General features: G+C 56.4%; 19 protein-coding genes and 1 rRNA gene. 8 read left to right on the forward strand and 12 right to left on the reverse strand.

All coding sequences use genetic code 11. The features are described 5' to 3' along the window. Positions 1 to 39 precede the first annotated feature (39 nt). The 4 genes from AB5Y67_RS18990 to AB5Y67_RS19005 are packed head-to-tail and all read right to left on the reverse strand — an operon-like array spanning position 40 to position 3,502. Positions 40 to 1,170: a PotD/PotF family extracellular solute-binding protein gene (locus tag AB5Y67_RS18990; RefSeq protein ID WP_325794186.1), complete on the reverse strand. Its 1,131-nt coding sequence runs from the start codon at positions 1,168 to 1,170 to the stop codon at positions 40 to 42. A gap of 57 nt (positions 1,171 to 1,227) precedes the next feature. Then, positions 1,228 to 1,863, reverse strand: a complete 636-nt coding sequence (locus tag AB5Y67_RS18995; RefSeq protein ID WP_325794185.1) for a LysE family transporter — start codon at positions 1,861 to 1,863, stop codon at positions 1,228 to 1,230. Positions 1,864 to 1,903: 40 nt separating this feature from the next. Next, entirely contained in the window at positions 1,904 to 2,725 is an 822-nt protein-coding gene (locus AB5Y67_RS19000; protein WP_325794184.1) for an AraC family transcriptional regulator, read from the reverse strand. 60 nt (positions 2,726 to 2,785) lie between these two features. Next, positions 2,786 to 3,502 carry a transporter substrate-binding domain-containing protein gene (locus tag AB5Y67_RS19005; protein ID WP_325794183.1) on the reverse strand — a complete coding sequence of 239 codons (717 nt, stop codon included), beginning with the start codon at positions 3,500 to 3,502 and terminating at the stop codon, positions 2,786 to 2,788. A gap of 298 nt (positions 3,503 to 3,800) precedes the next feature. On the opposite strand from AB5Y67_RS19005, the gene AB5Y67_RS19010 reads away from it, so the two are divergent. Continuing rightward, positions 3,801 to 4,340, forward strand: coding sequence for a hypothetical protein (locus AB5Y67_RS19010; protein WP_151285771.1), 540 nt, complete (start codon positions 3,801 to 3,803; stop codon positions 4,338 to 4,340). A gap of 41 nt (positions 4,341 to 4,381) precedes the next feature. On the opposite strand, the gene AB5Y67_RS19015 is transcribed toward AB5Y67_RS19010, so the two are convergent. The 5 genes from AB5Y67_RS19015 to rfaD all read right to left on the reverse strand — a co-directional run bounded on the left by AB5Y67_RS19015 (position 4,382) and on the right by rfaD (position 10,851). Next, a complete protein-coding gene (locus tag AB5Y67_RS19015) occupies positions 4,382 to 5,581 on the reverse strand; it encodes a 3-deoxy-D-manno-octulosonic acid transferase (RefSeq protein ID WP_123174092.1) in 1,200 nt (399 codons plus the stop codon). A 246-nt stretch (positions 5,582 to 5,827) separates the two neighbouring features. Then, positions 5,828 to 6,793: a glycosyltransferase family 2 protein gene (locus AB5Y67_RS19020; protein WP_150389993.1), complete on the reverse strand. Its 966-nt coding sequence runs from the start codon at positions 6,791 to 6,793 to the stop codon at positions 5,828 to 5,830. Next, positions 6,768 to 8,012, reverse strand: a complete 1,245-nt coding sequence (locus AB5Y67_RS19025) for an O-antigen ligase (RefSeq protein ID WP_005355655.1) — start codon at positions 8,010 to 8,012, stop codon at positions 6,768 to 6,770. The genes AB5Y67_RS19020 and AB5Y67_RS19025 overlap by 26 nt, the downstream gene beginning before the upstream one ends. Positions 8,013 to 8,015: 3 nt before the next feature. After that, entirely contained in the window at positions 8,016 to 9,776 is a 1,761-nt protein-coding gene (locus AB5Y67_RS19030; RefSeq protein WP_150389994.1) for a polysaccharide deacetylase family protein, read from the reverse strand. A gap of 118 nt (positions 9,777 to 9,894) precedes the next feature. Next, positions 9,895 to 10,851 (reverse strand): ADP-glyceromanno-heptose 6-epimerase, encoded by a 957-nt coding sequence (gene rfaD, locus AB5Y67_RS19035; protein WP_005340846.1) that lies wholly within the window; start codon positions 10,849 to 10,851, stop codon positions 9,895 to 9,897. A 158-nt stretch (positions 10,852 to 11,009) separates the two neighbouring features. On the opposite strand from rfaD, the gene AB5Y67_RS19040 reads away from it, so the two are divergent. The 5 genes from AB5Y67_RS19040 (at position 11,010) to AB5Y67_RS19060 (ending at position 17,058) form a co-directional block, all read left to right on the forward strand. Continuing rightward, a complete protein-coding gene (locus AB5Y67_RS19040; protein WP_005340848.1) occupies positions 11,010 to 11,654 on the forward strand; it encodes a TetR/AcrR family transcriptional regulator in 645 nt (214 codons plus the stop codon). Positions 11,655 to 11,769: 115 nt separating this feature from the next. Continuing rightward, positions 11,770 to 12,960 carry a glycine C-acetyltransferase gene (locus tag AB5Y67_RS19045; protein ID WP_005342487.1) on the forward strand — a complete coding sequence of 397 codons (1,191 nt, stop codon included), beginning with the start codon at positions 11,770 to 11,772 and terminating at the stop codon, positions 12,958 to 12,960. A gap of 55 nt (positions 12,961 to 13,015) precedes the next feature. Next, complete coding sequence (tdh, locus tag AB5Y67_RS19050) at positions 13,016 to 14,044, forward strand: L-threonine 3-dehydrogenase (protein WP_005340852.1); 1,029 nt, start codon at positions 13,016 to 13,018, stop codon at positions 14,042 to 14,044. 197 nt (positions 14,045 to 14,241) lie between these two features. Continuing rightward, on the forward strand, positions 14,242 to 14,697 hold the full coding sequence (locus tag AB5Y67_RS19055) for a cytochrome c5 family protein (RefSeq protein WP_041234042.1): 456 nt from the start codon (positions 14,242 to 14,244) through the stop codon (positions 14,695 to 14,697). Positions 14,698 to 14,781: 84 nt separating this feature from the next. Next, a complete protein-coding gene (locus tag AB5Y67_RS19060; RefSeq protein ID WP_139399871.1) occupies positions 14,782 to 17,058 on the forward strand; it encodes a bifunctional diguanylate cyclase/phosphodiesterase in 2,277 nt (758 codons plus the stop codon). 129 nt (positions 17,059 to 17,187) lie between these two features. Here AB5Y67_RS19060 and rep read toward each other — a convergent pair whose 3' ends face one another. Then, positions 17,188 to 19,206, reverse strand: coding sequence for a DNA helicase Rep (gene rep, locus AB5Y67_RS19065; protein ID WP_199427811.1), 2,019 nt, complete (start codon positions 19,204 to 19,206; stop codon positions 17,188 to 17,190). Positions 19,207 to 19,386: 180 nt separating this feature from the next. On the opposite strand from rep, the gene AB5Y67_RS19070 reads away from it, so the two are divergent. Both AB5Y67_RS19070 and AB5Y67_RS19075 read left to right on the forward strand, forming a co-directional pair. Next, positions 19,387 to 20,607, forward strand: coding sequence for a SufS family cysteine desulfurase (locus AB5Y67_RS19070; protein ID WP_199427812.1), 1,221 nt, complete (start codon positions 19,387 to 19,389; stop codon positions 20,605 to 20,607). A 13-nt stretch (positions 20,608 to 20,620) separates the two neighbouring features. Continuing rightward, entirely contained in the window at positions 20,621 to 21,055 is a 435-nt protein-coding gene (locus AB5Y67_RS19075) for a SufE family protein (RefSeq protein ID WP_168769965.1), read from the forward strand. A 21-nt stretch (positions 21,056 to 21,076) separates the two neighbouring features. On the opposite strand, the gene tcdA is transcribed toward AB5Y67_RS19075, so the two are convergent. Then, positions 21,077 to 21,913, reverse strand: coding sequence for a tRNA cyclic N6-threonylcarbamoyladenosine(37) synthase TcdA (tcdA, locus tag AB5Y67_RS19080; protein ID WP_043821393.1), 837 nt, complete (start codon positions 21,911 to 21,913; stop codon positions 21,077 to 21,079). A 193-nt stretch (positions 21,914 to 22,106) separates the two neighbouring features. Further along, positions 22,107 to 22,221 (reverse strand): 5S ribosomal RNA (gene rrf, locus AB5Y67_RS19085). Positions 22,222 to 22,416 lie beyond the last annotated feature (195 nt).

A 22,416-nucleotide genomic window follows, 5' to 3' on the forward strand; every position in this document is an offset into this window, starting at 1 on the left:
CAAACTTGCCTGCCGCCGGAGAAGCGGCAGGCTCATTCATCAGTTATCGAGATCCCAGGGGCACTGCTTGACCAGCCCCTCTTTGCCGCTGGCGACGATCGCCTGCTGCACCATCCGTTTGTAGCGATTCTTGATATGGGCGGGCAACGCGGGCACCAACAGTCGCTCGTCAAACTCCGGCAGCGGGCGATCCGGCAGCACCGTCTGCTCCTGCGGGCTGAGGGGCGGCCGGGAGGCAATATTGCTGGCCGAGATGGTGGGCGTGCCCACCAGCATCTGGCGTTGCAGCGGCGCGCTCAGCAGAAAATCCACCAGCAGGTAAGCCGCCTTGAGCCGTGCAGGATCATCCCCGACATGGCGGGCGATAGAGATCGCATCGAGGGCATAGATGGCCCCCTCCTGCACCATGGCGATCCGCCACTGCTGATCGTTCTGCTTGTTGCACTCCACCAGCTCCAGCCCCCAGGTGGTGGCAAAGGTCTGCTGGCGCAGATCCTCGCAGCGGTTGGCCTGATTGAACCAGAAACCGCGACTGGCTCGCAGCCGCTGCGAGAGCTGCTGCTCCACCTCTTGCTGCAAGGTCTTGTCGGCCAGCATCTCGCCGCTGGCAAACAGGGCGGGCGACTTGCCCAGCGAGAGCAGCACCGAAAAGAGCAGCGGCTCGAACTGGTCGCAAAACTCGGCAAACTGACCCGACAGCGAGCTGTTGGCAAGCACCTGCCAACTGGTTGGCGCTTGCGACACCTGCTTGCTGTCATAGGCGAGGCTGAACATGGCGTAGGAGAAGGGCACCGAGTAGTTGCGCTCTCCCTGCTTGTCATACTCGGTGTTCTTGAGGGCGGGCTTCACCTCGGGGTAGTGCTGCAGGCGGCTGAAATCGATGGGGAGCAGCAGTTTGAACAGCGGCTGGTGATGGGCCTTGTAGAAGTAGCTGGTCGGCAGCACCACATCGGCGCTGCGGGTGCGCAGGGCGCGGTAGACGCTATCGAAATCGGTCAGCAGCGGCTCGATCCGGCTGACCGTCGCCTCCACCCCATGGGCTTTGGCGTAGTCGGCAAACTGTTGTTCATAACCCGCAGGCAGATAGCCCCACTCCAGCAATTTGAGCTGAACCGGGGCCGCCAGCGCCGGGGTCATCCCCAGCAACCAGCAAAGAGGCAGTAGACGCATGGCCGGGTACTCCTGACAGGTAAACCTTGTTGGAGTATAGGCCCATGCGCCGACTCGTCAGACCATCAGCTCGGCGCCCATGCTCGCCAGAATGGAGAGGCTGACCACCGCAAACAGCACGCCGGTCACCAGATTGAGCGGCCGCTGCACCCGCAACAGCAGGCGCTGGGCGCGATCGGTGGAGAGGCTCCACGCCAGCAGCCCGAACCAGCAGAGGGAGATGATGAACAGCTCGCCCACCAGCAGGCTACGGGTCATTCCATCCACCTCTGGCGTCACCATGGCAGCCAGCAGACCGATAAAGAACACTAGCGCCTTGGGGTTAAGCAGATTGGTGGCAAGGCCAGTGCGCAAGCCCCTGCCCCAACCGCGCAGCTCGTTGGCGGCGCTGGCCATCACTGTACTGCTCTGCTGCCGAGCCGCCATCAGGGCGCCCCACCCCAACCAGCCCAGATAGAGGGCGCCGCAGCACTTGATCACCATAAACAGCAGCGGGTGACTGGCGATCAGCATGCTGATCCCGGTCAGGCTCAGGGTAGCGTGCACCATGATCGCCAGCGAGATGCCCAGCGCCGCGCCAAGGGCGGTCGGCCGGTGCAGGCTGGTACGCAGGATCAGGGCGAAATCGGGGCCGGGGCTGGCCAGTGCAATCAGGTGCATCAGGCCAAGGGTAACGAACAGACTGGTCAGCATAACAACTCTCGCTTTAACGACGGAGAGCCAGCATGGCGGATCAGCGGGGGGCGCGGCTTGTAAAAGATTGCATCTGGGCACGAAATTCGGCGGGCGTCAGACCGAATGCCTGGCGAAAACCGTGGTGGAAGTGACTCTGATCGAAGAAGCCGACCGCCAGCGCCACCTCGCTCACCGCCATGCCGCTCGCCAGCAGCCGTTTGCCCTGCTCCAGCCGCAGCCGTTTCAGCCAGGCGTAGGGGGTCATGCCGCTGCGCTTCTTGAACTGGCGCAGGAAGGCGAAACGGTCGAGCCCAAGCAGCCCCGCCAGCTCTTCCAGCGAGTGAGGCTCGTCGAGGGCGGCCATCAGGTAGTCGCGCAGGAATCGCAACTGAGGATCCGCCAGCTGGTGTACCTCGGGGGCCAGATGCAGCAGCTCCCCCAGCAGGGCGAGCAGCTGGCTCTCGATCAGCAGGCCATCGGCCTTGGGGTTGTCGAGATAGCCGTGTAGCTGGGCAAAGCCCTGATAGAGGTCGGGGCGGCTCTGCAATCCCTTGTCGAAGAAGGGTTCCGGCTGCTCCGGCAGCCAGAGCGCCAGCTGCTGGGGATCGATGGCGAAGACCCGTACCTCATACCCTTCCGGCAGCAGGCTGAGGCCGTCGTGCACCTCATCCGGGTTGACGGTAGAGAGCACCCCGCGCACCAGATGGTGGCTGTTTCCCTTGTGGATAAACTTCTGGCCACCCCGCTGCACCAGCCCGATATGGTAGTCGAGATGGACATGGCGGCCATAGCTGAACGCCCTGTGGTGGGAGTGTGACAGCTCGATCCCCGGCAGGTGCGGGGATTGCCAGTAGCGGATATGGGAATCGGTGGTATTCATGGGTTATAGATACACCAGAAGCGGGCCTTGGGCTTGTAGATTATTGCACGCAACCCCCTCTCAACGCCCCCACAGCCGCGGGGTTGGCTCTACCAGCGAGGCGAGCGGCACCCGCTCCACCATCTGACGCATATGTTGCACCAGCTCGGGATTGCCATCCCCCAACGACTTGTTCAGCACGATATGCACCTGCAGCGGGGTGACCGGCAGGTAGATGAGGCGGGTCGCCGCAGGGAGCTTGGCGCGAAAATGGTTGGCGGAGATATCGTTGGAGAAGAGCGCGGCATCAATCCGCCTGCGCAGCAACTTCTGCATGTTGCCATGCTCCCAGCTGAGCTGGGAGAGGGTGTCGATATGGATCTGCGGATGCTGCAACAGCGGCGGCACGATCGCCTGACTCGACCAGCCGATGGTGGTGCCGTAGAGATCTTCCTGCCGCTCGACCGCGTGAAGTCGCGATGGCACCAGTACCACCAGCACCGGCCGTAGCAGCAACAGGTGGGGGTCGATATAGCGAAAGTGACGGGCACGCTCGGGACTGTAGCTCAGCAACGGGGTCAGATCGCACTCACCGCTCTCAAGATTGCTGAGCAGCCGCGCCACATTGAGCCCCTGCCACTCGATGGTACGCCCGATCGCGGGTTCGATATGACGGCGAAAGTAGTCGATCACCGGCCCGGAGACCTTGCCCTGCTGATCAATGGTGACCAGCGGCGCCAGCTGAAAGACGCATCCCCGCAGTGGCGCGTTGATCGCCACAGCCTGGCTGATGGTCATAAGAGGGAGAAGAAGTGCCGATAGCAGTAATACCAAACGCGTGCCCGAACGAGAGATGCCCATAAGTGCCGACCCGATGCCCTGATAGCCATCAGCATGGCACAAGGCAAAGGGGCGGGCTATCCGCTCCCGCCGAGCTTCGGCCTCTTGCGCCACCGACTCCCATGACCAATGAGCCCCGTTTTATTGCGGTGAAAATCAATAATTCCGCTGCTTTGATGGATTTTGGTCTCTTGAGATATAGTGCGGCCCCATTCATCAAACCGGCGGGTGAGCGCCCAGCCGGACAGGTAGATTCATGAGACTGTTTTTGCTGTTGTTGTCGTTGTTTGCTGCGACTGTAAGTTCTGATGAAAAGCCGCGCCTGCCCTATTACGACTGGGGTCGCTGCCCGTTTGAGGGTTGTACCTATCAGGCGTGGACCACCAAGCAAGAGGTGATCGTCAGAGCCGAGCCATCCATGACTGCCAAAACGCTGTTCCGGCTACCCCGCGGCCAGCAGGTGGAAGGACTGACCGGGGTCGTCATTACCGAACAACCGGGGATCGTCGAAATACTCAGATCGGTCAAGCTGGGCTACAGCAAAGAGGGCAAAGGGCCGCTGTTGAATATGAAGGCAGGGGAAACGCTTTATATCCTCGGCGGACTGGGCGAAGGCAATAGCCTGTTCTGGTACAAGGGCAAAACCTACATTCTCGATTATGACTATGCGCGCAAAGAGATCAGATACGGCCGGTCACCGCAGAACCAGTGGTGGGTAAAAATTCGGGACAAGCAGGGACGTGAGGGTTGGGTTGCCGAAGCCAAAAACTTCGCCCATATGGACCGTTTCGAATAGTGACAGCCAGCCCCCCGAGATCGGGGCTGGCCGTGAATGACTCACTGCTTGGGTTGCAACTTCACCTCTTGCAGATACTCCAGCACCTGGGTTTTGTAGTCCGCCTGATAAGAGAACTTGGTGCTGTCGCACGCCGCGATCAGGTTCACAGCGGTGCAGAACAGGGTTGCCGCCAGCAGCCCCTTGCCAACCCACTGCGGATAACGGCGGCTCCAGCGCACCAGCAACAGCAGGATCGGGAACAGGGCGTAGGGGAAGATCAGCATCAGGTGCCAATAGTTGAAGATGATGGGCGAGAGCGCCGCACTCACCAGCACCGCCAGCACCGCCGCCAGCGCATAGAGGCCGAGCCAGCTTTCACCATCCACTGGAGCACGGTCGCTACGCAACAGACGCGGCTTGAGTTCGCGCCACAGCTGCCAGTTGGCCTTTGCCGCCAGCAGCACAGTCGCCGAGCCTACTCCGTAGATCACCACCCGCCAAAGCCAGACTGCCGCCATCTGCAGATATTCGTGCCCCGCCAGCCAGATGAACTGGGTGTCATTGACCAGCTTGCTGGCAAACAGCCAGGAGCCGTAGCGCAGCCAGTAGAGCACTGATTTCAGCACCGGATAGACATGCACCAGCCCCCAGCCGATATAGCGCTGGCGCGCCTCGGGATCGACGTTCTGGGTGATGTGGCTGTTGCTCATCACTTCCATGGCGTAAGGGATCAGGGAGGCACCAATCAGCAGGGTAGCCACCACCACCCCGCTCCAGCTCACCTTGAGAATGCGGCGCCAGAACAGATAGGTGGACATTACCGCCAGCAGCGGCCAGGAGTAGTGCAGCTGCATCGCCATGCCGATGGCCAGCAGGTGAACGATCATGTGCCAGAAGGAGGCCCGCTCGCGCATATGCCAGGCAGACCAGCAGTGCATGGCCGAGAAAAGGAACAGATAGGAGGGGTTGTAGAGCAGACTCTCGTACTGGAACCAGGGGTTGAGCCAGCAGAGCACCAGAAACAGCAGACGTACCCTGTCATCAAACACCTGACGGATCACTGCATCAAACAGCAGGAATCCGACCAACCGCATCGCCAGCAGCAACACCATGGGAGCATAGGGAGAATCCCACAGCAACAGCGGCCCGCCAATCAGCCAGGCCGACAAGCTGCCCGGCACATTGCCCACCGCACTCGCCGCATTGCCATAGCTGAGCCAGACCCCCTCATAGGCCCCAAGGTAACCCTTGTAGAGCATCTGGGTCTGATCGCCGGTGAGGAGTTGGTGGCATAAGAACAATGCGCTACAAAATAGACCTAATAATAACCCCCCCCCCCATAAAACTCCGTGACTTGATTTTGAATTATAATTATTTCTTAACACGGACATCTCCAACACGCTTATTAAAACCACTTAAAATGGATATATAACCCACCAAGTTTTCCATGTCTATAATACTAACACAGCTATCTTGCCATGCCATTTACCAACCTAGTTACCACATTAACATACGTTCCTCTGGTGATGCCTCATAGAATTCCCCAGCTTTGCCGAGCAGATCATAAAAAAAAGTACTCTCCAGCGGCCCCTGAACCTGACACAACGTATCAGTTCTTTTAAAATAAACTTGAACTTAATGACTGATGCGCTAAGCCAAGAATAATTCTTGCTTAAAAAATAAAATAACGATATGTAAAATTCTTTTTCTATATTAATATTTCTTGTCGTACTTCCACCACCAAGATGCACTATTTTAGAAGATGGTACATAACTCACCTTCATATTCTCACGCTGCAACCTCAAACAAATATCCTCTTCTTCACAATATAAGAAATAGTTGCTATCGAAGCCGCCGACTTTAAAGTAATCACTTTTTCTAAAACACATTGCAGCCCCAGAGCCCATCTCGACATAAATAGGCTCACAGTACTCTTTCTTACGATCAGGAAATCTACGCCCTTTAAAAGCACAATATACTTTATCACCAAAAATAGAATTTATTATTCCTGGTAGATAAGCAAATGATGCCGTTCGTCTACCATCAACTTCATAAATAGAAGGAATCGAAAGAGACACTTGATTATTTTTTTCCATGTAGGAAACCAACTCTTTCAGAGCGTTTTTTTCTACTGTTGTATCATTATTTAAAAATAAAATATAGTCACCAACAGCATTATTTGCGCCAATAACATTCCCCATAGCGAAACCATGATTTATTTTATTCTTTATGAGCCGAATATGATTGCAATTTATTTTATTTAAGCCTGCTGCTAACAGTTCAACGTCTGCAGATAATGAACTATTATCAACAACAATAATTTCAAAATCTTGATAATCACTTTGCAATAGGCTCTCAATACATTTAATAGTGTATATTGATGAGTTGTAGTTCAATAAAACTATTGAAATCATATCTCCCCCAAGTAAAAGACTTTCCAGCTTGTTACACTTCTTCTTTATTTGTTTCATTTAGTGAAGTAATTAATAATGAAAAACACACAAAGAAAAATACAATCCCAGAATTATGGCTAATAAATGCTTGGGAAAGACTGTAATCTATGAGTGTTAGCGATGCCACAGCCATTAAAATATACTTCATCGATAAACTTTTTTTATACTTATAAAAAACTGATATCGGATAAAAATATACTAAACAAAGTGCAAACAATCCAATTATGCCACGTTTCGCCATCTCATCCAAAAACTGATTGTGAGCATGATAGTTGAAGTTATATATAAACTCAGAAATTTTACCCTGCTCTAACTGTTGCTTGTGTATCTGCCGAATACCATTATTACCCCAGCCAAATATTGGCTTTTTTTGAAAAGCATCCCAAGCACTTGACCACAATTGAAATCTAATACCTAAAGATGTATCCGGATTCTCACCATCAATGAACTGAACTATATCACTTTTTGCTGTTTTAATTCTGTCTAACACTCCGGTCTGAGGAGTTGAAATAATACCAAAACCACCAATAACAATGCATGTAAACACCCATAAAAAATAACGACGACCTGATCTTTGATAATGCATAACTATTGTGGTGATAATGACCGGAAGCAGCACCCATCCTCCTCTAGTGCCAGATAGAAAACTCCCCAACATCCCCATCAGACATGCCGCAAGCATAATTTTAGAAAAAACGTACTCATTATTTTCTCTATGCCAAAAATATGCACACAGACAAAACAGACCGAGTGTCATACTTATATTTCCTGATTGAATAGGCATTCCATCACCAAATGCACGCTCCATGCCAATATATATCTTGTCATATATTGCAATGAAACCGGATATGACAGCACCCAAAGCGAATCCGGACATGATGGAAACGAGGTGCACACGATGTTTGGATAATAACGGTAAAATTATGGCCGCCATTAAGGCTCTACTGGGTCGGTCTAGCTCTTTGAGTGCACCATTATCCAAGGAAATCGATATGGCCTGAACCATAAAATAAAAAATAAATATCCAGAAAAGGATCTTCGCCTCTCGTGACATGGCTAACCAATAATCAGCTCGCCAAAAAACAAACAGGCTCATTATTGATAATAAAACTGGACCATATGAATAACCACTAGGAATAGCCAAGCAAAGAGCACCAAAAAAAAATGCTGATGTTTGTACTAAGTTATGAGTCAGATGGCTGCGAAAAGGCATGATCAGTGGTGAGCAGATGGCCATTCATTACTTCCTGAATACATAATTCCCGCGAATCTTGCGCCACAATCCGAACACATCGGTACGGGGGAAGATGGCAATCCGGCGGATCTGGAAAGGGTCCTGGTGCATTGCTTTGGGGCCGCTATTGGTAGCAACGGCAAAACGATACCCGGCGGTGATAGCCTGCTCCTTGGCACTCTCGTTCATATCTCCGTAAGGGTAGGCAAACGAGAGCAACGGATGGCCAAGCAGGGCCTCCAGTTGGCGTTTATTCTCCTGAATTTCATGGGCTTGTTGTTCGGGTGTGAGCTTGCTCAAGCGGGGATGGGTCAGGGTATGCCCACCAATTTCCACATGACCGCTGGCGGCCAACGCCTTGACCTGCTCACCACTCATCAATGAGACCTTGGTATCCGGATTGGTCGGATGCTCCACATCCCAACGGTTATAACCTTCGCCGGTGACTACGTACACCACAGCTTTGTAACCATATTTTTCCAGCAGTGGCAGCATGCGGGTCAGGTTGTCCTGATAGCCGTCATCGGCGGTGATCATCAGATACTTCTTGCCGTATTGCAGACGGTGGATAAAGCCTTTGTCCGCCAAATCGCGGAAAGTCAGGGTTTCATAGCCTAGCCACTTCATCAGGCGCAGATGCTTCTCGAACATGGTGATCGGCATCCAGGTGCCATGCACCCCCTTCTCGCTATCCTGCTCGATAAAACGGTGGTACATGATGACGGGCATCTCGCGGCGCAGGGTTTCGACTACGGCATCCTGATAGATGGTTTCGAGGCCGGATACTACCCCCTGCAAGCCATACTCATCCTGAATGCGCTGCCGAATGACTTCCGGCACCGTCTTGCTGGTCAAAGCGGTCTCGATTTCTCCCTTAAGGGCAGCAAAATCGATAGCCAGATCCTTGGGGCCGATATCGCCAAAATTACTCGCCAGAGCATCATCCAGATTCTGTTCGGTCACCAGACCAACTGCCTTGGCTTCACCAATGGCAAAGGCGGGCCGACCACAGAGCAGTGCTTCCATCGCCACCCGACCGGCGCCGATCACCAGATCGCAACTCGCCAGCAGAGCGGGCACATCATCGACATAACCAACAAACTCGGCACGGCCTTCGAAACGGGCAAAGCGCTCCGGTACCTTGGTACCGCTGACAATCCGCACCTTGCAGGCATCCAGATCGAGTACCTCGTCGAGCAGACGGTAACAGAGCTCCCCTTTGGGGCCGCTCAAACGGCCAATGATGGCGATCACCGGCTTTGGATTATCCGGCGCAGGCACAGGCTGGAATTTGTCGGTTTCGATACCGTTGCGCAGCACCTGCACGATCGCGGGATCCACCCCCAGATTGTCGACTATCTGATGGGCAATATCTTCACAAACGGCAACCGCCCGATAGCCGAGTGCATGGAAGGCCTTGCGCGAAGCGTGCACCGGCTGGCGACCATGCACCGTGGTGATCATCGGGGTGCCAGTCAACTTGCAGGCCACATAACTGCTCCAGCCGGAGGCGCGGGAGTGAGCATGCACCAACTGAATATGATGCTTCTTGATGAGATAGATGAGGTAAAAGACGTGCCAGAAGCGGCGCAGAATGCTGCGCTTGTTGAATCTCAGCTTGAAGACGGGGCCAAGGGTCGGCTTGGTCAGGGTATCTGACACATAAAAGACGTGGTGACCACGCCGGGTCAGTTCGTTACCGACCGTGGTGGCATAGACCTCAGCTCCCGTTACCTCGAGCTGGGAGAGTGCCATCAATATATTCATCGCGCGGTTACCCGGTAGAGAAGAGAGGAACAGCAAGCAGCCACAGAGACCAGAAACCGGAAGCAGGCGAGTGCCCACTTCCGGTTTTGCGCTCAAACTGCCGCGTTGTGCTCACCCGTTAGCGGTTGAGCCAGGCCATGTAATCCGCTACCCCTTCGGCAACGGTTTTGAACTCGGCGTCATAACCCACACTGCGCAGCTTGGTCATATCAGCCTGGGTGAAGCTCTGGTAGCGGCCCTTGAGGTGATCCGGGAAGGGAATGTACTCAATGGCTCCCTTCTGATGATGCTTGATCACCGCTTCGGCCACGTTCTGGAACGGCTCGGCACGGCCGGTACCGCAGTTGAAGATGCCGGAGTGCTGCGGGTTCTGCCAGAACCACAGGTTTACCTTGCAGACGTCGTCAATATAGATGAAGTCACGCATCTGGCCACCGTTCGGGAAGCCATCGCAACCTTCGAACAGCTTGGGATTCTCGCCCTTCTTCACCTGGGTATTGAGGTGGAAGGCAACGGAGGCCATGGAGCCTTTATGCTGCTCGCGCGGGCCGTAGACGTTGAAGTACTTGAGGCCAACGACCTGAGAGTTGATCTCCGGCATCCAGCGGCGCACGTACTGGTCAAACAGCTGCTTGGAGTAGCCGTAGACGTTGAGCGGCTGTTCGAACTTGGGATCTTCGATGAAGTTGTCATTGCGGCCACCGTAGGTCGCGGCAGAAGAGGCGTAAATAAACGGGATTTCACGCTCGATGCAGTAGTGGAACAGATCCTTGGAGTACTCGTAGTTGACCTCCATGATGAACTTGCCATTCCACTCGGTGGTGGCAGAGCAGGCACCTTCGTGGAAGATCACCTCGATGCCGTTGTCCCACTCTTCAAACTCGTCGCCGGAGACGATGCGCGCCTGAAACTCGTCTTTGTCCATGTAGTCAGCGATGGTCAGATCGACCAGGTTGACGAATTTGGTGCCGTCGGTCAGGTCATCAATGACCACGATATCGGTCCGTCCTTGAGCGTTCAGCTGCTTGACCAGATTGCTGCCGATAAAGCCAGCACCGCCAGTTACTACGATCATGGAGTTTGCCTCTCGTACGTTGATGGCTACATGTGACTGCTTGTTAAAGCTGTGTATAGTGAGCCAATTTGAAATTGCCGAAAAGTTTATCACGGGCCGTCCGGGGATTCGACCTTGTTCAAAACTGCCCCGGGCGGAACCTGTTGGAGGAATGAGTGATGAAAACCAGAGACAGGATCATTCACAGCGCGACCGAGCTGTTCAACGATCAGGGTGAACGCAACATCACCACTAACCATATTGCGGCGCACATGGGCATCAGCCCGGGCAACCTCTACTACCACTTCCGCAATAAAGAAGACATCATCCACTCCATCTTCGACCAGTATGCCCGCCACCTGAGCGAGAGCTTCGTGCCGACCCGCAACCGTGAAATCACCCTGCAGGATCTGATGGGCTATCTCGATGCCATCTTCTATCTGATGTGGCAGTTCCGCTTCTTCTACGCCAACCTGCCGGACATCCTGAGCCGTGACGAGCCGCTGCAACAGAAGTACCTCAAGGCCCAAGAGCAGATGCGCTCCTCCGTGGTCGCGCTGCTCCGGAGCCTGCGCGAAGGGGGCATTATCGATGTCAGCGATGAAGACCTGCCGGATCTGGGCCAGACCATCAAGATGGTGGTGACCTGCTGGATCCCGTTCCAGATTGCCCAGGCTCCCAACACCCGCATCACCAAACCGCTGCTCTATCAGGGTGTGTTGAAGGTGCTGTTCCTGCTGCGCCCCTATGTGCAACCCCAGGTAGCCGGACAGATCCAGCAGCTGGAGCAGCACTACCGCCAGCTGGCCCAACCAGCTGGGTGAGATCTGTTTCACATTTGTTGAATATCAGCACAATCATTTGAATTTACCGCAACAGATTGCAGTAAAATGTCGCCCTCTGTTGATATGCAGCTGAAATAGCCACTAAGGATCGAGGATGTCTAACGGATTCTATCGTCACCTGACCGAGCAACTGAATCAGGTGCAAGCTGAAGGGTTGTATAAGCAGGAGCGCATCATCACCTCCGCCCAGCAGGCCAGCATCGCCGTCGGCGGTGAGCAGGTACTGAACTTCTGTGCCAACAACTATCTGGGGCTGGCCAACCACCCGGATCTGATTGCCGCCGCCCATCAGGGGCTCGACAGCCACGGCTTCGGCATGGCTTCTGTGCGCTTCATCTGCGGCACCCAGGATCAGCACAAAGCGCTGGAGCAAAAGATGTCTGCCTTCCTCGGCACTGAAGACACCATCCTCTACTCCTCCTGCTTCGACGCCAATGGCGGCCTGTTCGAGACCCTTTTCGGTGCCGAAGATGCCATCATCTCCGATGCCCTCAACCACGCCTCCATCATCGACGGCGTGCGGCTGTGCAAGGCCAAGCGCTATCGCTACGCCAACAACGACATGGCCGAGCTGGAAGCCCAGCTCAAGCAGGCTGACGCCGATGGCGCCCGCTTCAAGCTGATCGCCACCGACGGCGTCTTCTCCATGGATGGGGTCATCGCCGACCTCAAATCCATCTGCGATCTGGCCGACAAATACGATGCGCTGGTGATGGTGGATGACTCCCACGCCGTCGGCTTTATCGGCGAGAATGGTCGCGGCACCCACGAATATTGTGGCGTGATGGATCGGGTCGACATCATCACCGGCACCTTGGGCAAGGCGCTCGGCGGCGCATCCGGCGGCTATACCTCCGGCAAGAAAGAGGTGATCGACTGGCTGCGTCAGCGCTCCCGCCCTTACCTCTTCTCCAACTCGCTGGCCCCCTCCATCGTTGCCGCCACCATCAAGGTGATCGACATGCTGGCGGAAGGTCACGACCTGCGCGCACGTCTGAAAGAGAACAGCCGTTACTTCCGCGAGCGGATGAGCGCCGCCGGCTTCACTCTGGCTGGCGCCGACCACGCCATCATTCCGGTGATGCTGGGGGATGCCAAACTGGCCTCCGAAATGGCGAGCCGCATGCTGGCAGCCGGCATCTATGTAGTGGGCTTCTCCTTCCCAGTCGTGCCCAAGGGCCAGGCGCGTATTCGCACCCAGATGTCTGCCGCCCACACCCGCGAGCAGCTGGACAAGGCGATCGACGCCTTTATCCGCATCGGCCGTGAACTCGGCGTTATCTGATTTGAATCAAGGGGCTGCAGCCCCTTTTTTCTGCATTCATATTGAAGGAACAGCCATGAAAGCACTCTCCAAACTGCACAAAGAGGTCGGCATCTGGATGACGGATGTGCCAGCCCCCGAGCTCGGCCACAACGACCTGCTGATCAAGATCCGCAAAACCGCCATCTGCGGCACCGATATCCATATCTACAACTGGGATGAGTGGTCCCAGAAGACCATTCCGGTACCCATGGTGGTCGGCCATGAATATGTTGGGGAAGTGGTCGCCATCGGTCAGGAGGTGCGCGGCTTCGCCATCGGCGATCGGGTCTCCGGTGAAGGGCATATCACCTGCGGTCACTGCCGTAACTGCCGCGCTGGCCGCACTCACCTCTGCCGCAACACCATTGGTGTTGGCGTCAACCGCCCGGGTGCCTTTGCCGAGTATCTGGTGATCCCCGCATTCAACGCCTTCAAGCTGCCGGACAACATCCCGGACGAGCTGGCCGCCATCTTCGACCCGTTCGGCAATGCGGTGCACACCGCCCTCTCATTCGATCTGGTGGGTGAAGATGTGCTCATCACCGGGGCAGGCCCCATCGGCATCATGGCAGCCGCCGTCTGCCGCCATGTGGGTGCGCGCCACGTGGTGATCACCGACGTCAACGAATACCGGCTGGAGCTGGCCCGCAAGATGGGCGCCACCCGCGCGGTCAACGTAGCCAAGGAGAAGCTGGCCGACGTGATGAGCGAGCTGGGCATGACCGAAGGCTTCGATGTGGGGCTGGAGATGTCCGGCGTCCCGAGCGCCTTCCAGGAGATGCTCGACAAGATGAACCACGGCGGCAAGATCGCCATGCTTGGCATCCCCCCCTCCACCATGGCCATCGACTGGAACAAGGTGATCTTCAAGGGGCTGTTTATCAAAGGGATCTATGGCCGCGAGATGTTCGAGACCTGGTACAAAATGGCCAGCCTGATCCAGTCCGGGCTGGATCTCTCCCCCATCATCACCCACAGATTCCACATCGACGAATTCCAGCAGGGGTTCGATGCGATGCGCTCCGGCCACTCCGGCAAGGTGATCCTGAGCTGGGATAAATAGGCCGTTTCACCCCTTGGGTACCCGAAACCCGGCGAATGCCGGGTTTCTTTTTATCTCCACCACCCAAATTGCCGTGATATCGGCCAAAACTTTGTACGCAGACTGTTTAACACTTCACACACAAGCGTTTAAATGGCTGTAACTATTCGGTTATAATCCCGTCGTTTACATGGATAATAAAAGACTGCTGGGAGTATATGAGCGTGTTGAAAAAACTGAGCTATTTGCTGGCTGTCGGGATGACGGCCGCCAGCTTGTCTGGGGCAGTGCTTGCTGCCGATGAGATGTCACCGGAGGCCATTGCCGAGCGGATCAAACCAATCGGTCAGGTCTATACCGCCAAGGATCTGGAAGGTATTGCCGGCGCGAGTGCTGCACCGACGGCGGCCGCCTCTTCCGGTCCCCGCGATGGCGAAACGGTATACAAGGGCGCCTGCTTTGCCTGTCACGACACCGGCGCCGCTGGTGCCCCCAAACGGGGTGACAAGGCAGCCTGGGATCCTCGCATCGCCCAGGGCATTGATACTCTCAAGAAACATGCCATTGAAGGCTTTACTGGCAAGTCCGGCATGATGCCTCCGCGCGGCACTTGTGCGAACTGTAGTGATGAAGAGATTGAAAACGCCATCCACTACATGATCGACAAGCTGTAAGTATTTGAAAGGGCCGCAATTGCGGCCCTTTCAATCTATCGGCTTCCGACTACTCTTGTAAGGTAGACATATCGGGAGTTGCACATGTCGTCCCAATCCATCGAACCCCACTACTCAACTCCTCTGTTGGCGTTGGTCTCTGCCATTATGGACTTCCCGGCGCCACAAACCGCCACGTCTGACGATTACGATGCCCTGATCCAGCAGATTGACCAACTCTGCCCGCTGCAACATTTCGGCATGCTGGGCCTCTCCGATACCGGTCTGAACTGGCTTTACGCCTACAAGGTCAGCGACATCTTCAAGCAACAGCTGGGCCGTGAGCAGTCCCGCATCACCGATCAACTCACCCAGCTGGATGAAGCCGAAGGGTGGTGCGTCTTCCCCATCGAGCATGGCCAGATACAGTGGTTGCTGGCGCGTGGCACACCAGCCGACCTGCCGACCCTGCGTCTGCTGCTGGAGTGTCTGGCCAAACGGCTGACCGAAACCCAGGCGGGATCCCATCTCACCGAGCTCCCTTCACCGCTGATCCGCAAAGACCCGAACTGGAAAAAGAAAATCGAGAGCATCAGCCGCATCATGCGGCTCGCCAATACCCTGCCGGCCCAGGCGCTCTTCTCCCAACTGGAAGCGGTACTGCGCCAGATGCTCACCATCGAGGACATGCTGCTGGTCAGGCTAACCAGTCAGAAGCTGGAAAAGATCTACCCTGCCCATCCCCATCAGGGAGACGAGTTCATCAGCGGCTTGTGCCACAGCACCAGCAATATCGAGGTGAGCAGGGAGTCACGCTACTGGCACAGCATGCCGCTGCGGCTGCAACAACAGTACTTCGCCCACTTCATCATCAGCACGGCTCAACCGCTGGAGACCGACGACAAGCTGTTTCTCGACTTCCTGCGTGGTCAGCTCACCCTGCTGCTGGAGCTGAGACGGATCCGCCAGCAGCTCAACGACATCAATACCGAAGACTCCATCAACCAGCGGCTGCAACAGCTGCGTCAGACCAACCTCAGGCTGCAAAAGCAGCTCAAGCAGCATCAGGAGCTGGAACGGCGGCTGCAATTCGATGCGCTTCACGACCCACTGACCCAGCTGCCCAACCGCGCGCTGTTGATGAACCACCTCAACCACGCCATGACCCACTACAACCGCTACAAGTCGCCGGGATTCGCGGTAATTTTTATCGATGTGGATCATTTCAAGCAGATCAATGACACCCTGGGCCACAGTGCTGGCGATCAGCTGCTCAAGGAAGTCAGCCGCCGCCTGCAGACCTGCATCCGGCAAAACGATCTGGTGGCCAGACTGGGGGGCGATGAGTTCGTCATCTATCTGGACAGCAGCAAGAGCGACGATGACATCAGCCCGGTGCTCAACCGCATTATCAGCCGTCTCTCCTACCCGTTCCGGCTACTCGGCAACGAGCTGAGCATTACCGTCAGCCTTGGGGTATCGAGCGTATCCGAGCAAACCTCAGATATCAGCCAGCTGCTCCATCAGGCCGATCTGGCCATGTATCAGGCCAAACGCAATGGTCGCAGTCGCATCGTCAGCTACTCGGATGATTGCATCAACCAGAACTGGAATTCGCCGGAAGAGATGCTGGCCAGAGCCCTGCGGGAGGGGCGTATCGTCCCCTACTTCCAGCCTGTGATCCGGCTGCAGGATAGCCGCCTGACCGGACTGGAGGTGATGGCGCGCTGGCTGACCGAGGAGGGGATTCTGAAGGATGCGTTCGACTTTATTCCGCTGGCAGAGCAGTGCGGCCTGATTCTGGAGCTGGATTACCAGATCCTGCGCCACACCTGTCAGCAACTGAAGAACTGGCTGCCAATCTCCGGGCAGAGCAAGTTCAAGGTCGCCATCAATCTGTCGGGCAAGCATCTGGTCAACCATGACCACATCATGCGGCTGATGGGAATTATCGAAGAGGAAGGGGTCGCCCCCGGCTATCTGATTTTTGAATTCAACGAGCGGGAGCTGTCGCGGCAAGATTCCGATGCGCTGGCATCCCTGCATGACCTGAGGGCTAAGGGTATCCAGATCAGCCTCGATGATTTCGGCACCGGCTTCTCCTCCCTCAACGCCTTGTTCCACTTCCCGGTGGATTACATCAAGGTGGATGACAGCTTTACCCAGAGGATGCTGCAATCGCCCAAAGATTTGGCGCTGATCCGCGCCATGCGGGATATCTGTCAGGATCTCGATTACACCCTGGTAGTCGAGGGGATCGAGAACCAGCAGCAATTGCAGAAGCTGATTGATATCGGCTGCCGGATGGGGCAAGGGCGCTATATCTCACCGCCCATGCCGGGAGCAGACATAGTACCGCTACTGACCCCGGCCAATCCTTAGGGTTAATCCTTCTTGAACAACGCCCGCAGGTTGGCAACACCGACCTGCCCCTTCTGCTGGCGCTCCTTGGCGGTCACCTTCTTCTGGTTTTCCCCTTGGGGATAACTCAAGAAGTAGAGAAGAATCGCCCTACCCCTTTTTCAAATTATGTTGTGCTCTTATCTGAGCAAGAGCATCCAAACCTCTTTGCTGACGCTCTTCAGGGCTGACTACTTTTTTATTCTCCCAATCCAGATCATCCTGCGGCAGCTCCAGCAGGAAGCGGCTCGGCTCTGGCCGTACCGACTCGCCAAACTGACGCCGCTCCTTGCAGAGGGTGAAGGTCAGTTCGGTCTGAGCCCGGGTGATCCCCACGTAGGCGAGACGCCGCTCCTCCTCCACGTTGTCTTCATCTATGCTGGTCTGGTGGGGCAGCAAGCCCTCCTCCATCCCCACCATGTAGACATAGGGGAACTCCAACCCCTTGGAGGCATGCAGGGTCATCAACTGCACCTGATCCGCATCATCCTCCCCTTCGTTGCGCTCCATCATGTCGCGCAGGGTGAGGCGAGTGACCACCTGAGCCAGCGTCATCGACTCCTCCAGCTCATCCCCCTCCAGCATCTCGGTGATCCAGCGATAGAGGGTGGAGACGTTCTGCATCCGCATTTCGGCCGCTTTCGGGCTGGGGGAGGTCTCGTAGAGCCACTCTTCGTAGTGGATCTCCTTGATCATGTCCCGCACCGCTTCTACCGGATTGCCGCGCAACGCCTGATCGCCAAGGCGTACCAACCAGTTGGTGAAGGCCTGTAATGCAGTGAGGCCACGGCCAGAGAGGTGCTGCTCCAGCCCCAGCTCGAAGCTGGCGGCAAACAGGCTCTTGCCGCGCTGGTTGGCATACTGACCCAGTTTTTCGAGGGTGGTGGGGCCAATCTCGCGGCGCGGCAGGTTGACCACCCTCAGGAAGGCGGTGTCCTCATCCGGATTCACCAGCAGCTTGAGGTAAGCCATGATGTCCTTGATCTCGGTGCGGGAGAAAAACGAGGTACCGCCGGAGATACGATAAGGAATCCGGTTGGTCATCAGCGCCTTCTCGAAGATGCGCGACTGATGGTTGCCCCGATAGAGGATGGCGTAATCCTTGAACCGGGTGCGGTTCATAAACTTGTGGCCCATCATCTCGGCGGCGATCCGCTCCGCCTCGTGCTCCTCGTTCTTGGCGAACAGCACCTTGAGCTTCACCCCTTCATCCAACTCGGAGAAGAGCGCCTTGTCATAGACGTGCGGGTTGTTGGCGATCAGGATGTTGGCGCACTTGAGGATCCGCCGCTTGGAGCGGTAGTTCTGCTCCAGCTTGATCAGCTTGAGGCTGGGGAAATCCTCGCTCAGCAGCACCAGATTCTGCGGCTTGGCACCGCGCCAGGAGTAGATGGACTGGTCATCATCCCCTACCACGGTAAAACGGGCCCGCTCGCCGACGATCTGCTTCACCAGCTCATATTGGCTGGTGTTGGTGTCCTGATACTCATCGACCAGCAGATAGCGGATCTTGTTCTGCCAGCGCTCACGCACCTCCTGATTGCTCTTGAGCAGCAGGGTCGGCATCACGATGAGGTCGTCAAAATCCAGCGCGTTATAGGCCACCATCTGGCGGTGATAACGTTCGTAGAGCTGGGCCATCAGCACCTCTTCCGGCCCGCGGGCGATGCGCATGGCACGGGCGGGCAGGATAAGGTCGTTCTTCCAGTTGGAGATTTGGCTGATAAGGGCCGAGAGCTTGTCCTTGTCGTTGTCGAGCTCGTCTTCAGTCAATTCTTTCAGCAGCGCCAGCTGGTCGGTGTCATCGAACAGGGAAAAGTTCGCCTTGAGATTCAGACTCTTGTGCTCACGACGAATGATATCGAGACCCAGGGTATGGAAGGTGGAGACCATCAACCCCCGCGCCTCCTTGCGACCCAAAGTCTGGCCGACCCGCTCCTTCATCTCCCGCGCCGCCTTGTTGGTAAAGGTGACGGCGGCGATATTGCGCGCACTGTAGCCGCACTGCTGCACCAGATAGGCAATCTTGTTGGTGATGACGCGGGTCTTGCCCGATCCGGCACCCGCCAGCACCAGGCAAGGGCCGGAGACATACTTGACCGCTTCGTTCTGATTGGGGTTGAGCTTCATGGGCCGGATCTCTTGGCTTATGATGAGGGGCGGCATTGTACCAGAAATCACCCGATGAGCCGTACCTGCTGCACGGCAAGCAACCGCCATTCCGACTTATCGCACCTTGTGTTCGGGCGCTATTTTCAGGATCATGGCCGACCTTCGAAATGATGACTTTTTCCAGATAGTGAGGGGAGCATGAATCAGCAACAGCACAACCAACTGCGCAGCCAGTTTCCGGCCTTGGCGCAGGAGGTAAACGGCCACCCTCTGGTCTATCTGGACAACGCCGCCACCACCCAGAAACCGCGCGCGGTACTGGATGCCATCGCTCACTACTATCGGGCCGACAACGCCAACGTGCACCGTGCCGCCCACGCCCTGAGTGGCCGCGCCACCCTCGCCTTCGAAGATGCCCGCGAGACGGTCGCCCGCTTTATCAATGCACCCCGCAGCCACGAGGTGATCTGGACCCGCGGCACCACAGAGGCGATCAATCTGGTGGCCCAGAGCTGGGGGGTGAGCGAGCTCCAAGCGGGGGACGAGATCATCCTCAGCACGCTGGAGCACCACGCCAACATCGTCCCGTGGCAGCTGGTCGCCCAACGCACAGGAGCGGTGATCCGGGTCATCCCCCTCGATGAACGGGGCGATCTCGATCTGGCCGCCTATCACGCCATGCTGGGGCCACGTACCCGGCTGGTGAGCGTAGCCCACGTCTCCAATGCCCTCGGTACCGTCAATCCGGTCGACCGGATAGTAGCAGCTGCCAAAGCAGTGGGTGCCGTGACGCTGATCGATGGCGCCCAGGCGGTGGCTCATCTCGAGGTGGATGTGCAAGCCATCGGCTGCGACTTCTACGCCTTCTCCGGTCATAAACTCTATGGCCCGACCGGCATCGGCGTGTTATGGGGCCGCACCGAGCTGTTGGAGCTGATGCCGCCCTGGCAAGCAGGTGGTGAAATGATCGACCGGGTCAGTTTCAGCGGCACCACCTTCAATACCCTGCCCTTCAAATTCGAGGCGGGCACCCCCCATATCGCTGGCGCAATCGGCCTCGCCGCCGCCATCGACTTTGTGATGGCGCAAGATCGGCAATGGCTCGCCAGCCATGAGCAGACACTGACCGACTATCTGGTCGCTGGCCTGCAACAGGTGCCGGGGCTGCGTCTGGTCGGCGAACCCAGCCAACGCGCCGGTGCTGTCTCTTTCTTGCTCGACGACATCCACCCGCAAGATGCTGCTACCCTGCTCGACATGCAGGGGATCGCCCTGCGAGTCGGCCATCACTGCGCCATGCCGCTGATGGAATCGCTCGGGATCGGCGGCACCATGCGTGCCTCGCTGGCTTGCTACAACAATCGGGATGATGTCGACGCCCTGCTGGCCGCCCTGCACAAACTCAGTGACTTCTTCTAAGGCAGATAACCGAATGAGTGACCTCGCAAGCTATACCCAGATTGGCCTTGAGCCCAACGCCGACAAAATCCGCCAACTGTTTGCCGCCGCCCACGGCTGGGAGAACCAGTACCGGCTCATCATCCAGCTCGGCAAGCAGTTGCCGGTGCTACCCGGCGAATGGCAGCAGGAGGAGTTCCGCCTCAAGGGGTGTGAAAGCCAGGCTTGGCTGAAGGGAGAACAAAGCGAGGATGGCTGCTGGCACTTTGCCTGTGATTCCGATGCCCGCATCGTGCGTGGCCTTATCGTCATCGTGCTGGCGGCACTCAACCACCAATCGTCTACGGCGATCCAGGCTTTTGATATGGAAGGGTATTTCACCGAACTGGGACTTGAGAAACACTTGAGCCCGTCACGAGGTAACGGGCTCAGAGCGATCGCGCTGGCGATCCGGGAGCAAGCGGTCTAACCCGCCTTGTTCAGTGGTCGATTAGGCTTCGCCAATCGAGCCCGCGTTTTCATTCCCTGCCTCTTTCTCGGCTCGGGCGCCCCGTTCGGCAATCTTCTTTAATACCCGGGATGCGGCAACCAGCCCGAAGGTTGCCGTCACCGGCGTCACAGCGCCAAAGCCGGAGGCGCAATCCATCTTCATGGTGCCATCGCTGGCCGCCTTGGCCTGACAGGTACCGCCATTGCCATCCGGATAACTCAACTGCTCGGTTGAGAAGACACACTCCACCCCGAATTTGCGCGCCGGATTCTTGCTGAAGTTGTGCAATCGGCGCAGGTCGGAGCGCACCTTGGCCGCCAACGGGTCTTGAATAGTCTTGGCCAGATCGGCCACAGTGATCTGGGTCGGATCCATCTGCCCGCCAGCACCACCGGCCACAATCACCGGGATCTTGTTGCGCTTGCAGAAGGCGATCAGCGCAACCTTGGCCTTGACCGAATCGATGGCGTCCACCACATAGTCAAACTCCCGCTTGATGTGCTCGGCCAAGTTATCGGCGGTGACGAAATCGTCCACCTCGATCACTTCGCAATCCGGATTGATGGCGCGAATACGCTCGGCCATCACCTCGGTTTTGAGGCGACCAACCGTACCCTGCATGGCGTGGATCTGGCGATTGGTGTTGGTGATGCAGATATCATCCATGTCGATCAGGGTGATCTGGTTGATGCCGGCGCGGGCCAGCGCCTCGGCAGCCCAGGAGCCAACGCCGCCGATCCCCACCACACAGACCTTGGCCTGGCTAAAGGAACGCAGGGCGTTCTGACCATAAAGACGGGCAATGCCCCCGAATCGCTGTAGATATTCTGCTTTCATACACCCACCTTGCTTGAGGGCGGCCATTATAACGACAACCACCGCCAGCGGCGATGACAGAACCGAAGAAAATCGAGGAGGAAAAATGGAGAAAACGGCAGGGAAGAGGGAATAAAAGGTCAGTTATCTGACGATTTTCTGAATTGCAGGCAATAAAAAACCCCGCTCGATGAGCGGGGTTCTTAAATTGGGTGCCTGGCAGTGTCCTACTCTCGCATGGCGAATGCCACACTACCATCGGCGCTACCGCGTTTCACTTCTGAGTTCGGCATGGGATCAGGTGGTTCCACGGCGCTATGGCCGCCAGGCAAATTCTTAATCTAGAAAGCTGACGTGAATAACGACTTGGCTAGTTTGCTTTGTCATTACCACTGAATTTGAGTAGTTCGTTCATTCGCTACAAGGCCAGAAACACTTCTTGGGTGTTGTATGGTTAAGCCTCACGGGTAATTAGTATGGGTTAGCTCAACACATCACTGCGCTTACACACCCCACCTATCAAC

The organism is Aeromonas sp. s12, from assembly GCF_040907925.1.
In the GTDB taxonomy this organism is placed as follows: Bacteria; Pseudomonadota; Gammaproteobacteria; order Enterobacterales; family Aeromonadaceae; genus Aeromonas; species Aeromonas veronii.